13 protein-coding genes and 2 tRNA genes are annotated in these 15,718 nt (G+C 68.8%); 13 read left to right on the top strand and 2 right to left on the bottom strand.

Annotated features, from left to right (window positions below):
• The first annotated feature begins 127 nt into the window (after nt 1-127).
• The 5 genes from serA (at nt 128) to C8E96_RS00840 (ending at nt 6,187) form a co-directional block, all read left to right on the top strand.
• A complete protein-coding gene (serA, locus tag C8E96_RS00860) occupies nt 128-1,726 on the top strand; it encodes a phosphoglycerate dehydrogenase (protein ID WP_091370776.1) in 1,599 nt (532 codons plus the stop codon).
• Between the two features lie 283 nt (nt 1,727-2,009).
• On the top strand, nt 2,010-3,047 hold the full coding sequence (locus tag C8E96_RS00855; protein WP_091370778.1) for a 3-isopropylmalate dehydrogenase: 1,038 nt from the start codon (nt 2,010-2,012) through the stop codon (nt 3,045-3,047).
• Nucleotides 3,048-3,411: 364 nt separating this feature from the next.
• A complete protein-coding gene (locus C8E96_RS00850) occupies nt 3,412-4,425 on the top strand; it encodes a FecCD family ABC transporter permease (protein WP_091370780.1) in 1,014 nt (337 codons plus the stop codon).
• A complete protein-coding gene (locus C8E96_RS00845) occupies nt 4,425-5,198 on the top strand; it encodes an ABC transporter ATP-binding protein (RefSeq protein WP_091370782.1) in 774 nt (257 codons plus the stop codon). Before C8E96_RS00850 ends, C8E96_RS00845 begins: the two co-directional genes overlap by 1 nt.
• Entirely contained in the window at nt 5,195-6,187 is a 993-nt protein-coding gene (locus C8E96_RS00840; RefSeq protein WP_324187082.1) for an ABC transporter substrate-binding protein, read from the top strand. The genes C8E96_RS00845 and C8E96_RS00840 overlap by 4 nt, the downstream gene beginning before the upstream one ends.
• A gap of 258 nt (nt 6,188-6,445) precedes the next feature.
• Here the strand turns inward: C8E96_RS00840 and C8E96_RS00835 are convergent, their stop codons facing one another.
• Entirely contained in the window at nt 6,446-7,015 is a 570-nt protein-coding gene (locus C8E96_RS00835) for a CGNR zinc finger domain-containing protein (protein ID WP_228769693.1), read from the bottom strand.
• A 71-nt stretch (nt 7,016-7,086) separates the two neighbouring features.
• On the opposite strand from C8E96_RS00835, the gene C8E96_RS00830 reads away from it, so the two are divergent.
• The 4 genes from C8E96_RS00830 to C8E96_RS00815 all read left to right on the top strand — a co-directional run bounded on the left by C8E96_RS00830 (nt 7,087) and on the right by C8E96_RS00815 (nt 11,154).
• Nucleotides 7,087-7,833, top strand: coding sequence for a class I SAM-dependent methyltransferase (locus C8E96_RS00830; protein ID WP_091370784.1), 747 nt, complete (start codon nt 7,087-7,089; stop codon nt 7,831-7,833).
• Between the two features lie 226 nt (nt 7,834-8,059).
• Nucleotides 8,060-9,721 (top strand): citramalate synthase, encoded by a 1,662-nt coding sequence (gene cimA, locus C8E96_RS00825; RefSeq protein WP_091370786.1) that lies wholly within the window; start codon nt 8,060-8,062, stop codon nt 9,719-9,721.
• Nucleotides 9,722-9,749: 28 nt separating this feature from the next.
• On the top strand, nt 9,750-10,361 hold the full coding sequence (locus C8E96_RS00820; RefSeq protein ID WP_133794090.1) for a lipoprotein: 612 nt from the start codon (nt 9,750-9,752) through the stop codon (nt 10,359-10,361).
• A gap of 22 nt (nt 10,362-10,383) precedes the next feature.
• The gene (locus C8E96_RS00815; protein ID WP_091371385.1) at nt 10,384-11,154 is read left to right on the top strand and encodes a fumarylacetoacetate hydrolase family protein; all 771 of its coding nucleotides are present in this window, start codon (nt 10,384-10,386) and stop codon (nt 11,152-11,154) included.
• Nucleotides 11,155-11,233: 79 nt separating this feature from the next.
• On the opposite strand, the gene C8E96_RS00810 is transcribed toward C8E96_RS00815, so the two are convergent.
• Complete coding sequence (locus C8E96_RS00810; RefSeq protein ID WP_091370793.1) at nt 11,234-12,460, bottom strand: FAD-dependent oxidoreductase; 1,227 nt, start codon at nt 12,458-12,460, stop codon at nt 11,234-11,236.
• A gap of 97 nt (nt 12,461-12,557) precedes the next feature.
• On the opposite strand from C8E96_RS00810, the gene gltX reads away from it, so the two are divergent.
• From gltX to C8E96_RS00790, 4 genes are all read left to right on the top strand, one after another.
• Complete coding sequence (gltX, locus tag C8E96_RS00805) at nt 12,558-14,042, top strand: glutamate--tRNA ligase (RefSeq protein WP_091370795.1); 1,485 nt, start codon at nt 12,558-12,560, stop codon at nt 14,040-14,042.
• Nucleotides 14,043-14,261: 219 nt separating this feature from the next.
• Nucleotides 14,262-14,975, top strand: a complete 714-nt coding sequence (locus C8E96_RS00800) for an HAD family hydrolase (RefSeq protein WP_091370797.1) — start codon at nt 14,262-14,264, stop codon at nt 14,973-14,975.
• Nucleotides 14,976-15,075: 100 nt separating this feature from the next.
• Nucleotides 15,076-15,147 (top strand) — tRNA-Gln (locus C8E96_RS00795).
• A 72-nt stretch (nt 15,148-15,219) separates the two neighbouring features.
• Nucleotides 15,220-15,292 (top strand) — tRNA-Glu (locus tag C8E96_RS00790).
• Nucleotides 15,293-15,718 lie beyond the last annotated feature (426 nt).

Genomic DNA, 15,718 nt, shown 5'->3' with positions numbered 1-15,718 from the left:
GCAACGCTGCCATGTCATGAATCCCACCTCCTGGTGAAACGGTTCAGCCCACGTCATAGACTCGTCGACGTCTGGTTACAGCGCGGTAACCGTCTCCTGCCCAGCCTCCTGACCTTGGAGTCGCAGCGTGACCAATTCGACCCGACCCGTCGTCCTCATCGCCGAGAAGCTCGCGCCGTCCGTGCTGGACGTGTTCGGCGACGAGATCGAGGTCCGCCACGTCGACGGCACCGACCGCCCCGCCCTGCTCGCCGCCGTGGCCAGCGCCGACGCGCTGCTCGTCCGGTCCGCCACCCAGGTCGACGCCGAGGTGCTCAAGGCCAGCGACAAGCTCAAGGTCGTCGCCCGCGCGGGTGTCGGCCTCGACAACGTCGAGGTGCCCGCCGCGACCGACCGGGGTGTCCTGGTCGTCAACGCGCCCACCTCGAACATCGTCTCCGCCGCCGAGCACGCCGTGGCCCTCCTGCTGGCCGTGGCCCGCCAGGTGCCCGAGGCGCACGCGACGCTGCAGGGCGGCGAGTGGAAGCGGAGCAAGTTCTCCGGGGTCGAGCTCAACGGCAAGACCGTGGGTGTCGTCGGCCTGGGCAAGATCGGGCAGCTCTTCGCCCAGCGCCTCGCGGCGTTCGGCACCACGCTTATCGCCTACGACCCGTACGCCTCGCCCGCGCGTGCCGCGCAGCTGGGGATCGAGCTGGTCAGCCTCGACGAGCTGCTCTCCCGCGCCGACGTCATCTCCGTGCACCTGCCCAAGACGCCGGAGACCAAGGGCCTGCTCAACGCCGACGCCCTCGCGAAGACCAAGAAGGGCGTCATCATCGTCAACGCCGCCCGCGGCGGCCTGATCGACGAGCAGGCGCTCGCCGACGCCGTGCGCAGCGGCCAGGTCGGCGGCGCGGGCATCGACGTCTTCTCCACCGAGCCCACCACCGAGAGCCCGCTCTTCGGCGTCCCCGGCATCGTCGTCACCCCGCACCTGGGCGCCTCCACCAGCGAGGCCCAGGACCGCGCGGGCACCGACGTGGCCCGCTCGGTGCTGCTGGCCCTGCGTGGCGAGTTCGTCCCCGACGCGGTGAACGTGGCCGCCGGTGGCGTCGTCGGCGATGAGGTCCGCCCGTACCTGCGGCTGACCCAGAAGCTCGGCACCGTGCTCTCCGCGCTGAGCCCCAAGGCCCCCACCTCGATCTCGGTCGTCGTCCGCGGCGAACTGTCCACAGAGGACGTCTCGATCCTGCCGCTGGCCGCGCTGCGCGGCGTGTTCTCCGGCATCGTCGAGGACCAGGTGACGTTCGTGAACGCGCCGCGCCTCGCCGAGGACCTCGGGGTGTCGATCGACCTCTCCAAGGAATCCGAGAGCAACAACCACCGCAGCCTCGTCACGCTCCGCGCGGTCTACCCCGACGGTTCGTCGCTGACCGTGAGCGGCACGCTGTCCGGCCTGACCCAGGTCGAGAAGCTCGTCGAGGTCAACGGCAGGCACTTCGACCTGCGCGCCGAGGGCGACGTGGTGTTCCTGGAGTACCCGGACCGCCCCGGCGTGATGGGCACCGTCGGCACCCTGCTCGGCGAGTCGGGCATCAACATCGACGCCGCGCAGATCAGCCAGACCACCGACGGCACCGACGCGGTCATGGTGCTGCGCGTGGGCCGCTCGGTCGACCAGTCGGTGCTGGAGTCGATCGGCAAGTCCATCGGCGCCCGCACTGTCCGCTCCATCGACTTCGGCTGATCGACTTGGAATCCGTCCGTTCCTCGCGGCCGCGACAGCGGCCGCGAGGCGCGCGACACCTGATCGGGTCCATCTGCTGGGATGCTCGATCATCCCGACCGCGTGCCCGGAATGGTTGTCTCTCAGCCGATTTGGGCACCGCAGGTGTAGCAAGCCCACGGTCGAGGTGTGATGAAACCACCCAGAGGGGTGGCGAGGTGCGGCAATCGGGCTTATTGCCGGTAGCCTTTCGTTCGTCTACGAGGCCCTGTCAGTTCGGGCCGATACTCCGGGAGGTGTGTGCATGCGGCTCGCGGTGATCCCAGGTGACGGGATCGGGCCGGAAGTCATCGCTGAGGCACTCAAAGTGCTGGGCGAGGTCGTTCCGACCGCCGAGATCACCCGCTACGACCTCGGCGCGTCGCGTTGGCACGCGACTGGTGAGCTGCTGCCGGAGTCGGTGCTCGGCGAGTTGCGTGAGCACGACGCGATCCTGCTCGGCGCGGTCGGCGACCCTTCGGTGCCGAGCGGCATCCTGGAGCGCGGCCTTCTGCTGCGTCTGCGGTTCGAGCTCGACCACCACGTGAACCTGCGCCCGGCGCGGCTCTACCCGGGCGTCAAGAGCCCGATCGTCGACCCGGGCGAGATCGACATGATCGTCGTCCGCGAAGGCACCGAGGGCCTCTACGCGGGCAACGGCGGTCTGTTGCGAAAGGACACTCCGCACGAGATCGCCACCGAGGTGAGCGTCAACACCTCGTTCGGCGTCGAGCGGGTGGTCCGCGACGCGTTCGGCCGTGCCTCGGCCCGTCCGCGCAAGCACCTCACGCTGGTGCACAAGACGAACGTCCTCACCCACGCAGGCTCGCTGTGGTCGCGCGTGGTCGAGGAGGTCTCGCTCGAGCACCCCGAGGTCACCGTCGCCTACCAGCATGTGGACGCCACGACCATCCACATGGTGACCGACCCGACCCGCTTCGACGTGATCGTCACCGACAACCTGTTCGGTGACATCCTCACCGACCTGGCGGCGGCGGTCACCGGCGGAATCGGCCTCGCGGCCAGCGGCAACCTCGACATCACCAAGCGCAACCCGAGCATGTTCGAGCCGGTGCACGGCAGCGCGCCGGACATCGCGGGCCAGGGCATCGCCGACCCGACGGCCGCCGTGCTGTCGGTCGCGCTGCTGCTCGACCACCTGGGCCAGAACGAGTCGGCCCGGCGCATCGAGGCGTCGGTGGCGTTCGACCTCGCCACCCGCGACCACGCTTCGCCCGGTGGCACCTTCGCCATCGGCGACCGGCTGGCGGCCTTGGTGTCGTCGAACGTGCGCGTCGGATAGCTCAAAGCACGCACGAATGGCCACATCCGCTTCGGCGGGTGTGGCCATTCGCACGTAAGGGGCATGGTGCGTTGACAGTCACGTAGCGATGCCAGCACCATGCGTGCCACAACTTCATCCGCGGTTCGAAGGGGAAGACCGGTCAAAATCCGGCGCTGACCCGCAACGGTAGGTCCGCCTCACGGCGGACGAGCCCGACCACCTGACAACCCGCGCAAGCCAGCTCTCTCCCGCCGAGGTCTGCGGGCGAAGTCCCTTCCGGCGTCGACGCGCGTGCCGGAGTCGTGGGTTTCGTTTCGGACCCGCACTCCGAAAGGTGGCCGTGTCCGCCCCTGTCCTCTTGTCCAGGCGCCCGCTCGCGCCGATGGTCGCGCTGTTGGGCGTGGCTCTCCTGGTGTCCGTGGTGTGCGGTGTCGCACTCGGCCCGGTGCGGGTTCCCCTTGTCGACACGGTCACCCACCTGCGTGCGGCGTTGTTCGGCGGGATCATCGACCAGGCTGACGCGGGCACGTACCGGATCGTGTGGGAGATCCGGCTGCCCCGGGTGCTGCTCGCGGCCGTCGTCGGCGCGGGGCTGTCCGTGGTCGGTGTCGTCGTGCAGACCATGGTGCGCAACGCGTTGGCGGACCCGTTCGTGCTGGGCATGTCGTCGGGGGCGTCGGTCGGCGCATCGACGGTGGTCGTGTTCGGGGTGTTCGCGTCGATGGGTCTCTACGCGCTGTCGGTGGCGGCGTCACTCGGGGCGCTGGTCGCCACGGTGCTCGTCTACGTCGCCGCCCGAACCTCGCAGGGCCTCACCCCGCTGCGGCTGGTGCTGACCGGCACGGCGATGGCGTATGCGTTCTCGGCGGTCACGACCGTGCTGATTTTCCTGGCGCCGCACGGGGACGCGGCCCGGTCGGTGCTGTTCTGGCTGCTGGGCAGCCTCGGCGCCGCCACCTGGGCGATGCTGCCGCTGTCGACCGCGGTGGTGGTCATCGGGCTCGTCTACCTGCGGCTGATCGCCCGCTCCCTCAACGCTTTGTCCATGGGCGACGAGACGTCGCTGACCCTGGGCGTCGACCCGACCGCCCTGCGCCGCACGTTGTTCGTGGTGTCCTCGGTCCTCACCGGGACGCTGGTCGCGGTGAGCGGCGCGGTCGGGTTCGTCGGGCTGGTCGTGCCGCACCTGGTGCGGATGGTGGTCGGCGCCGACCACCGCCGCGTGCTGACGGTGGCGCCGTTGGCGGGCGCGGTGTTCCTGATCTGGGTGGACCTGGTGGCGCGCACGGTCGCCGCGCCGCAGGAGCTGCCGCTGGGCGTGATCACGGCGGTCGTGGGCGTGCCGTGCTTCGTGTTCCTGATGCGCCGCCGCGGCTACGTGTTCGGCGGCCGCTGATGGACATCGAACTCCGCGACCTCTCCGTCGGCACGATCGTGTCGGACGTCTCGCTCACCGCGGCCACCGGCACCGTCGTGGGTCTGGTGGGCCCCAACGGAAGCGGCAAGACAACCACCCTGCGCTGCGTCTACCGGTCGCTGACCCCGGACGCCGGAGCCGTGCTGCTCGGCGGCGACCCGCTCGCCACGATGGCGCCGAAGGACAGCGCTCGGCAACTCGCCGCTGTCACCCAGGACAGCCAGGTGGACCTCGACTTCACCGTCGCCGAGGTCGTCGCCATGGCCCGCCTGCCGCACAAGGGAACCTTCGAGCGCGAGAACGAGGCCGACGCCGCGATCTGCGCGGAGGCGCTGAAACGCGTCGACGCCACCCACCTCACCGAACGCAGCGTTCTCACCCTGTCCGGCGGGGAACGGCAGCGGGTGCTCGTCGCCCGCGCTTTGGCGCAGCAGCCCAAGGTCCTCGTGCTCGACGAGCCGACCAACCACCTCGACATCCGCCACCAGCACGAGATCCTGGCGCTCGTCGCGGGCACCGGCCTGACGGTGCTGACCGTGTTGCACGACCTGAACCTCGCCGCCACCTACTGCGACCGCGTCCACGTACTCGCCGACGGCCGGATCGTCGCCAGTGGACGACCCGCCGAAGTGTTCACCCCGGCCTTGGTCGCCGAGGTGTTCGGCGTGCGGGCATTCGTCGTCGACCATCCCGTTTCCGGTGCCCCACAGCTGCTCTACGACCGGCTCGTCCACCAAGAGGAGATCCAGTGAAGACCCGAGTCCTGGCCGTCGCGGTCATGCTGACCACGACCGCGTGCGGCGCACAGATCGCGGCCGACACTTCCGCCCCCGCACAGGGATACCCCGTGACCATCCGCAACTGCGACGCGGACGTGAAGTTCGACCGCGCCCCGTCTCGGGTGGTGGCCAACGACATCGGCATCACGGAGATCATGTTCGCCCTCGGCCTGGCCGACCGGATGGCCGGGTACACAGTGGACCATGGACAGGACCGAGGCATCGCGAGTTCCCCGTGGAAGGCGGACTTCGCGAAGGTCCCCCGCATCGCCGAGGACATCGCCCTGGAACCAATCCAGGGCGCCAACGCGGATCTCGTGTTCGCCGGCTGGAACTACGGGTTCAACGAAACCAAGGGACTCACTCCGGACAGCCTCAAGGCATTGGGAGTTCAGAGCTACCTGCTGACCGAGTCTTGTCGCAACGGGGTGGGCAAGCAGCGGGGGATCATGGACCCGCTGGAGGCGCTGTACACGGACTTGCGCAACCTCGGAACTGTGTTCGGCGTGCGGCAGCGGGCCGATGAACTCGTTGCGGACTACCAGAAGCAGGTCGCTTCGGCCCAGAACCTGCCCGCGAACTGGAAGCGCCCCAAGGTCTTCCTCTACGACGCCGGAATCGACCAGCCGTTCACCTCGGGACGCAACGCCGGGCCGCAGGAGATCATCGCGAAAGCCGGAGGGGACAACATCTTCGGCGATCTGGATGACAGTTGGACCACGGTGAGCTGGGAGTCCGTGGTGCAGCGGGCGCCTGAGGTGATCCTGATCAACGACTACGGCAACGGGCCGGCGGACAGCATCGAGGCGAAGAAGCAGTTCCTGCTCTCGCATCCAGCGCTGGCAAGCGTGCCCGCCATCCAGAACAAGCGGTTCTACGTGCTGCCGTACGCGGCGTTGGTCGAGGGCCCGCGAAACCCGGCCGCGATCGTGGAGTTCAACAAGTTCCTGACCACAAGCTAGGGAGCAACACGACAGCATCGACGCTGGAACGCAGGGGCTCAACAGAACGGCCTGTTTGGGTGGTTCGCCTTGATTTGGGGCAAATGGGGCTAAACTCGCGGTGCGGGTGGGCTTTCACTTGCCCCGCCTTTTGACCCGCACAGCCCCATTTGGAGGGGCCCCAAATCAAGGCGAACCACCCAAACAGGCACCCACGCACCCAGCCCGTACGCACCCACCGCGCCACCTGGCGACCCAAACAGGCACCCCCCAAGATGCCTAACCAGACTGCCGAGCCCGAAACGCAGCAGCCTTGACCCGATTCTGGCAAGCCGTACAACAGAACCGCCGAGTCCCATTGCGCGAAACGTCCAAATAAGCCCGATCACAAGCCGGCGCGTTGCAGATCCCCAACCGCTCAACGGAAGCGTTGCCCAGCACGATCGCCAGCCCGGTCGCCATCGAAGAAGCCCAACTCTCCGCCCACGGCGCGTCCACCGCATGGAAATGCAGGTGCCACGGTTCACCGTCATGCCGAGACAACGTGGGAAGCGCCCCCGCCTCCCGCATCACGCGGTTCACCTCCACGCACGCCCCATCAACATCGCCCGCGTCCAAAGCCGTGATGGCCGCGTGCAGCCGCACCGCCCAACCCACCAACTTCGCGGCCTCGGCGGCATCAGGCAGTTCATTCCACTTCGGGTTCACCGACGCGATCGCCTGGGCCACAGCCTCCGGAAGGTCCTCGGGCGCGGAGAACGGGCGGCCGCGCCGGTGTCCCGGGGACACGTCGTTCATCAACGCCAGCGCCGCCTGGGTGACCACACTTGAGTGACTGTCGAAATCCACTTGACCAGTCACATCCTCTTCTCTAGGTTTGTCACTGTCGTTCTTCGATACACCAGTGACCGGAGGGGCTTGTGGACACGATAACCGCACGGAAGTGGCTGGACCGGTGGGACACCCAGCAGGAGCGCTACGTCGCCGACCGGGAAGAGCGGTTCCGGGTCGTCATCGACGTGGTCCGGCAGGCAACGGCGGGGATCGCCAAGCCGAGGATCGTCGACATCGGCTGCGGCCCCGGCTCGCTGGCCGAACGTCTCGCCGACGCGCTGCCGCACGCCGAGATCGTCGGTGTCGACGCGGACCCGCTCCTGCTCGACATGGCTAACTCCGCCGCCCGCAACGACGTCCGCTTCGTCCGTGCCCTGCTGGGCGACCCGGCTTGGGCCGACGCGGTCGGCATGGCGGGGGAGTGGGACGCGGTTGTCTCCAGCACCGCGCTGCACTGGCTCTCCCCGACCGAGTTGGCCCAGGTGTTCGCCACGGCGGCGGGCAGGCTCCGGCCCGGAGGTGTGTTGGTCAACGCCGACAACATGCACCTGGCCGGCCCGCTCGACGAGTTCGCCAAGGTCGTCCTGGCGGAGCGCGCGAAGCGGGTGGGCGTCGTGGACAACGAGGACTGGCGGTCCTGGTGGGACGCCCTGCTCGCCGAGCCCGGGATGGACGCGCTGGTCGCCGAGCGCTCCAAGGTCACCTACTCCCACGACTCGTCCAGCGGCCTCACGGTGGGCGAATACGTGGCCCTGCTGACCGGCGCGGGCTTCGCCGCGGCGGGTCCGGTCTGGCAGTTCGGCGACGACCACGTCGTGGTCGCGGTCCGCTGACCTGCGGCGCCGACTCGCGGTCCCAGGGCTTGGGAATCTGGGTCCGCGAGTTGGTACCGCCACGTCCACTGTGGCACTATCAGGCCGTGGCCACTTTCTCCATGATCATTATTGACGAGCGCGCTGGGTAGCAGAGCTACACACCCGGCGCGCTGACCTCCTGCATCCATGCGGGGGGTCTTTTTGTTTTCCGGCCAACGAAACGCCCTCTGACCCAGGAGCCCCCGTGACCCGCACGACGCCCGCAGGCACACCGCTCGGCGACACCTTCCACGTCTACGACACCACCCTGCGCGACGGTGCCCAGCGGGAAGGCATCTCCTACTCCGTCACCGACAAGCTCGCGGTGGCCCGCCTGCTCGACGACCTGGGCGTCGGCTTCATCGAGGGCGGCTGGCCGGGCGCCATGCCCAAGGACACCGAGTTCTTCGCCCGCGCGGCCAAGGAACTCGACCTCAAGCACGCCGCGCTGGTCGCGTTCGGCTCGACCCGGCGCGCGGGCGCCAAGGCCGCGACGGACCCGCAGGTCAGGGCCCTGCTCGACTCCCAGGCGCCGGTCATCACCCTGGTCGCCAAGTCCGACCGCAGGCACATCGAACTCGCCCTGCGCACCGACGTCGACGAGGCCGCGGAGATGGTGCGCGACACCGTCGCGTTCCTGGTCGCCGAGGGCAGGCGGGTGTTCCTCGACGCCGAGCACTTCTTCGACGGCTACGCCTTCGACCCCGACACCGCGCTGCGCGTCATCGGCGCGGGCATGGAGGCGGGCGCCGACGTCGCCGTCCTGTGCGACACCAACGGCGGACAGCTCCCGCTCGGCCTGGCCGAGACGGTCCGCACGGTCATCGACCGCACCGGCTTCCGGGTCGGCATCCACTGCCAGGACGACACGTCCTGCGCGGTGGCCAACAGCGTCGCGGCTGTGCAGGCGGGCGCGAGCCACGTCCAGTGCACCGCGAACGGTTACGGAGAGCGGGCGGGCAACGCCGACCTGTTCGCCGTGATCGGAAATCTCGTGACCAAGCTCGGCATGCAGGTGCTACCCACCGAAGCCATGCCCGAGCTCACCCGGGTCTCCCATGCTCTGGCCGAGATCGCCAACATCGCTCCCGACACCCACCAGGCCTATGTCGGGACGTCAGCGTTCGCTCACAAGGCGGGCCTGCACGCGAGCGCGATCAAGGTCGACCCGGAGCTTTACAACCACATCGATCCGGTCATCGTCGGCAACGACATGCGGGTGCTGGTCACCGAGATGGCCGGCCGGGCCAGCCTGGAGCTCAAGGGACACGAGCTCGGGGTCGACCTGGCCGGCAGGCCTGACGCGTTGAACAACGCGCTGGCCAAGGTCAAGGAACTGGAGGCGCGCGGCTGGTCGTTCGAAGCCGCCGACGCCTCCCTGGAACTGCTGCTGCGCGACGAGGTCGGCGGCGCCGAGGCGGTCCGCTCGCCGTTCGAGCTGGAGTCCTACCGGGTGATCCTCGACCACCGCATCGACGGCGAGGTCGTGTCCGAGGCCACGGTGAAGGTGCACGTCGCGGGCCGTCGGGTCATCGCCACCGCGGAGGGGAACGGTCCGGTCCACGCCCTGGACGCGGCGCTGCGCAAGGCGCTGGTGCCGCACCTGCCGTGGCTCGACGACGTCGAACTGACCGACTACAAGGTCCGCATTCTCACCTCCGGTGGCAGCCCGCGTGCAACCGAACACGGCACCGATGCCGTCACCAGGGTGTTGGTGCAGTCCACGGACCACGGGCTCGAATGGACCACGGTCGGCGTGCACGGCAACATCGTGGAGGCCAGTTGGCTGGCCCTCTGCGACGCGCTGACGCACAAGGCCATGCGTGTGCGTGCGGGTGTGCCGACAGGTGGGGGCCTGCGTCCGTAGGCCCCTTCATGGCAGAGGAGGCAGTCGGGTGCGTCGGATTCAGGTAGCGGCGGCAATCGTGTCGGTCGCGATCGCGGTGACCGGGTGTGCGGGTGGCGGAACTCCGCCGGGCAACGCCGCGCCGCCGCCCAGTTCGGCGCCCCCCGCCTCCGACGTCTGGCACGCCCGTGCGACGCCCGCGGCGTCCGCGAAGCGGGTCGGCACACCGGACACCTGCACGATGCCGGTGGCGTTCGACATCGCCCAGCAGTGGGAGGTCGTGCCCACGCCACCGAGCGGGTCGCCGCGCGGCGGTCTCGCCCTGGCCTGCCAGGTCAAGGAGAGCAGTGGGAAGGCGGCGTTCCTGCGGGCGTGGGTCGGCCGTGAGGCGGGCTCGACCCCGCGCGGGGCGCTGGAGAAGTTCCTCGAGAGCGAGGGCGCCATCTCCGACCCGCAGTACCGCGACACGGGCGTCGGCATGGGCGAGGGAGTCGAGGTGACCTACGTCAAAGACAAGGGAGCCCGCGCCCGCGCGTTCGCCATGGTCACGCCGCTGCGTTCGGTGGTCGTCTCCGTTACCGCCGACGACGACGCCGACTACGACAAGGCCCTCCCCGGCTACCTCCTGGCCAAGGACACCCTCACCCCCACCGAGCGCTGAACGCACGGCTTAGGGTGTGGTCGTGCGTATCGCTCGAATTGCCCATCCGGAAGGTGTCGCCTTCGTCGCCGTCGAAGGCGACGGGAACGACCTGGTCGCGGCCGAGATCGCCGAGCATCCCTTCGGGACGCCCACGTTCACCGGACGCCGGTGGCCGCTGGCCGACACCAGGCTGCTCGCCCCGATCCTGCCCACGAAGATCGTGTGCGTCGGCAAGAACTACGCCGACCACGCGAAGGAGATGGGCGGGGAGGCCCCGGCCCACCCGGTCATCTTCATGAAGCCGTCCACGACGGTCGTCGGCCCCGGCGCGGCCATCAAGCTGCCGCGCGACTCCGATCACGTCGACTTCGAGGGCGAGCTGGCGGTCGTCATCGGCATGCCGTGCCGCGACGTCCCGGCCGCGCGCGCGAAGGACGTGATCCTGGGCTACACGATCGCCAACGACGTGACCGCGCGCGACCAGCAGAAGGCCGACGGCCAGTTCACCCGGGCCAAGGGGCACGACACGTTCTGCCCGCTGGGGCCGTGGATCGAGACGTCGGTCTCGCCCGACGACCTCGACATCAAGACCACTGTGGACGACGAGGTCAAGCAGGACTCCAGCACCGCGTTCATGATCCACGACGTGGCCAAGCTGGTCGAATGGGTCTCCGCCGTCATGACCCTGCTCCCCGGCGACATCATCCTGACCGGCACCCCCGCGGGCGTCGGCCAGATCAAGGACGGCCAGAGCGTCTCGGTCTCCATCACCGGCCTCGGCACCCTCACCAACCCGGTCACCCTCCGCTGAACCCCGCGAGTCCCACCTCCCGACACCGAGTTCTCACTTCACCTGAGAACTCACCGTCGGGAGGTGGGGACTCGCGTGGTCAGCGGCGGGCGAAGACCGGGGTCGGCTCGGTGAGCAGGCCCCGGCCGACGATCAAGGCCGGGATCCGGCGCAGGGCCGGGATTCGGGCCATCAGCCGCAGCGGCCTCGGCGGGACCACGGACTGGGCGATGTTCACCTCGCCGTCCAGCGCGGGCTTGAGGGCCTTCGCGTGGGCGATCCGCTGCATCGTCTGCACCACGACCGTGGGCAGCAGCCGCCTGCGCCGCACCTTCGCCAGGTCCTTTGTGGACAACGTGCCGCGCTTGATCGGAGCCGCGAGCAGTCGAGCCGCCGCGACCGCGTCCTGGACGGCGAGGTTGATGCCGACCCCGCCGACCGGGGACATCGCGTGGGCCGCGTCGCCCAGGCAGAGCAGGCCGTCGATGTGCCACTGGCGCAGGCGGTCGAGCTTGACGTCGAGCACCTTGACGTCGTCCCACGAGGACAGGGCGTCGGCGCGGTCGGCCAGCCAGGGGGCCGCTTCGGCCATGTCCCGCATCAGGTTCTCGATCGGGGTCCGGCGGGCTTGCGCGTCGGTGCCCTTGCGGATGAGGGTGGCGCACTGCCAGTAGTCGGCGCGGTCGATCATCACGGCGGCGCGGTGGTTGCCGAGCAGGCCGACGATGCCCGAGGGGTCGCCGTCGTGCTTCGGGAGGCGGTACCACCAGACGTCCATGGGGGTGGGGTAGGGCTTCGACCGCAGGCCCGCCTCCGCCCGCAGCAGCGAGGTCCGGCCGTCGCAGGCGACCGTCAGGTCCGCGTGGATCCGGCCGCTCCCACCGTCTCTGGTCGTGTATGTCACGCCGGCCACGCGGCCGTTCTCGCGGATCAGCCCGGTCGCCTCCGTGCCCATCCGCAGGGTGAACGTCGGCTCCTCCCGTGCGGCCTTGGCCAGCAGGTCGAGCAGGTCCCACTGGGGGACCATCGCGATGTAGTCGTGCCTGCCGCGCAGCAGGGACAGGTCGCCGAGGACGAGCGAGCCGCCCTTGTACGGGACCTGGACCTGCTGGATCCGGCTCTGCGGCAGCGCCGCGAACTGCTTGCCCAGGCCCAGGTCGTCGAGCAGGTCCAACGTCGGCGGGTGCACGGTGTCGCCGCGGAAGTCACGCAGGAAGTCGTCGTGCTTCTCCAGCACCGTGACCTCGATGCCCGCCCTTGCCAGCAGCAGCCCCAGAACCATCCCCGCGGGCCCGCCGCCCGCCACGCACACCGTCGTGCGGTCCATGGTGATCTCCCCTTTTCAACGCCGGTTGAATAATCTCAGGATGCACCCGGGCGTCGAGTCGGTCAAGCACGATCGGCAGAGATACCCTGATCGGGCCATGAGCACTCCTGACGCAAACACCCCAGTCCGAGCCCGCTTCTGCCCGTCTCCGACCGGCACCCCGCACGTCGGGCTCATCCGTACAGCGCTGTTCAACTGGGCTTTCGCCCGGCACAACGGCGGCAAACTCGTCTTCCGCATCGAGGACACCGACGCCGCGCGCGACTCCGAGGAGAGCTACGTCGCCCTCCTCGACGCGCTTCGCTGGCTCGGACTCGACTGGGATGAAGGCCCCGAGGTCGGCGGCGACTACGGCCCGTACCGGCAGAGCGAGCGCGGTGACCGCTACGCCGAGGTCATCCGGAAGCTGACCGAGGCGGGCGAGCTCTACGAGTCGTTCTCCACCAACGAGGAGGTGGAGGAGCGGCGCAAGGCGGCCGGACAGGACCCGAAGCTCGGGTACGACAACTTCGACCGCGACCTCACCGACGCCGACAAGGTCAAGTTGCGGGCCGAGGGGCGCGAGCCGACCCTGCGGCTGCGCATGCCCGACCGCGCCATCGGCTTCACCGACCTCATCCGCGGCGACATCAGCTTCCCGGCCGGAAGCGTGCCCGACCCGGTGCTGGTCCGCGCGAACGGCCAGCCGCTCTACACCCTGGTCAACCCGGTCGACGACGCTCTCATGCGGATCACCCACGTGCTGCGCGGCGAGGACCTGCTGCCGTCCACGCCGCGGCAGATCGCGCTCTACGAGGCATTGCAGCGGGTCGGCGTCGCCGAGTTCACCCCGCATTTCGGACACATGCCATTGGTGCGCGGCGAGGGCAACAAGAAACTGTCCAAGCGCGATCCACAGTCGAATCTGTTCGCCTACCGCGAGCGTGGATTCGTCCCAGAAGGAATGCTCAACTATCTCGCGCTGCTCGGTTGGTCCATTGCGGACGACCGTGACATCTTCACCATGGCGGAGATGATCGAGGCATTCGAGATCGGCAAAGTCAGCTCCAATCCGGCGCGATTCGACCTCAAGAAGGCCGAAGCCATCAATGCCGAACACGTGCGCGCGCTGGCGCCCGCGGAGTTCGTCAGCCGGACGCTGCCTTATCTGATTTCCGCCGGATTGCTCCCGGCCGAGCCGACCGCCGAGCAGGTGGCCACAGTGGACGCGATCGCGCCGATGGTGCAGGAGCGAGTCATCGTGCTCGCCGACGCGGCCGGGATGATGCGGTTCCTGTTCACCCCCGAGGACGAATTCGCCCCCGAGGAGGACTCGGCGGCGAAGGCGCTCGGACCGGACGCCAAGCCCGTCCTCGACGCGAGCATCGAGGCGCTCGAGGGCCTCGGCGAGTGGACCACCCCCGCCATCGAGGAGGCGCTCAAGGCGGCACTGATCGACGGCCTGGGTCTCAAGCCGCGGAAGGCTTTCGCCCCCGTGCGGGTCGCCGCGACCGGCCGCACGGTGTCCCCGCCGCTGTACGAGTCCCTGGAACTGCTCGGCCGCGACCGCACCCTCTCGAGGCTGCGCGCCGCACTGCCGTAACGCTTTTCGGACGCGCCGCGATAGAACCCCTTCGGGCCTATCGCGGCGCGTTCGTGCTTGACCGTGCAAGTTGCCGAAATATCACCTGTGCAGACGAATCGAAAAGGCCGTTCGACAATCTATCGTCGCTGAATGACATCAGCGCTCATGTCTTTTATGTTGCCGACGGCCACGCCCGGAGCGCTGACCCGCGACCACCGCCCGCCAACAATTCACGCGGTGTGCCTGGATATCGACGACACAGTGATCGATTTCACTGGCTCGGCAAGATCGGCACTCACCGAATTGATCGGCCGCGACGACATGTGGCCCGCCTGGCAGCGCGTCACCGACGAGCACAGCGCCATGGTCGTCTCCGGCGAACTCGACTACGACACCATGCGCCGCACCCGCACGAAGGCGTTCCTCGCCGACCTGGGCGCACTCCTCGACGACGACGCCGTGGCGGTGCTGGAAGACCGCAGACTCGCCCAGATGCGCCAGTCGTGGACCCTGTTCCCCGACGCCCGCCCCTGCCTCGACTGGCTCCGCGCAGCAGGCTTCATGATCGCCGCTGTGACCAACGCCTCAGCCCCCCACCAGCGCGCACGCCTCGCCGCACAAGGCATCTCCCGGTACTTCGACGTCGTCGTCAGCGCCGGAGAACTGGGCGTCGCCAAGCCCGACCCAGCGATCTTCCACGCGGCCTGCGCCCAACTGGGCGTACACCCCAGCGAAACCCTCCACATCGGCGACCGCCTCGACCTGGATGCCCTGGCCGCCCGCTCAGCAGGCCTCCACGGCGTCTGGCTAGACCGCACCGGCGGCGACGAACACCCGGACACCACCGTGCCGGTGATCGAGACCCTCGCCGACCTGCCCGAACTCCTCGTCACGGACTACCGCACACCGACACTGACCAGCGCCTCCGGAGTCCCCACCCCACGCCGGTAGCCCCCGATTTCTCTTCGGTGCGGGGTGTGGTCTAACATCTTCTCCGGCGCCCCGAACAGCACTAACGGAGAGATCCGGACAGGGCTGATCGAATAGCCATTGGGGTATGGTGTAATTGGCAGCACGACTGATTCTGGTTCAGTTAGTCTAGGTTCGAGTCCTGGTACCCCAGCGGTAAAGAGTCCAAAGCCATCTGGTAGGATTCCCGCCAGCAAGACAACATAACGTAAGAAGAAAGTTCCTTGGCCCCGTCGTCTAGCGGCCTAGGACGCCGCCCTCTCAAGGCGGTAGCGCGGGTTCAAATCCCGTCGGGGCTACTCGGAGTTGGGAGTCCCCTATGCCTGGAAAGCAGGCATAGGGGACTCCTTCGTTATTACACCCGGGGGGCGACCCCCCGGACCCCCACGGTGCGATCGGTGGCCATGCCAGCCCTACCGGACCAAAGGGGGCTCGCGCTGCGCGCATCGGAGTGGATCACGACACCTGAACGCCGACCGTGCCTGACCGTTCCCTGTCGGTGACGCGTCGCTGCGCTCGCTGGGTGGCGGTGGCGGTGGCGGTGGCGGTGGCGCGACTCGTTTAGGGGCTTGGCGGGGGTCTGTCCTCCCAGTTCACGCGAGGTCCCCAACGCGACTGCAGCTTCGGGTGGTTGGGCTTTATTCGGGGCGGAGATGGCCCTACCCTCGCGGGGGCGGGGCTTCCCTTTCCCCACGCTCTTGACCCGCAGGGCCATCTCAGGGGTC

This window comes from Actinokineospora alba, from assembly GCF_004362515.1.
In the GTDB taxonomy this organism is placed as follows: Bacteria; Actinomycetota; Actinomycetes; order Mycobacteriales; family Pseudonocardiaceae; genus Actinokineospora; species Actinokineospora alba.
The sequence above is the reverse complement of the archived record's forward strand: the minus strand, read 5'-3'. Positions and strand labels throughout refer to the sequence as shown.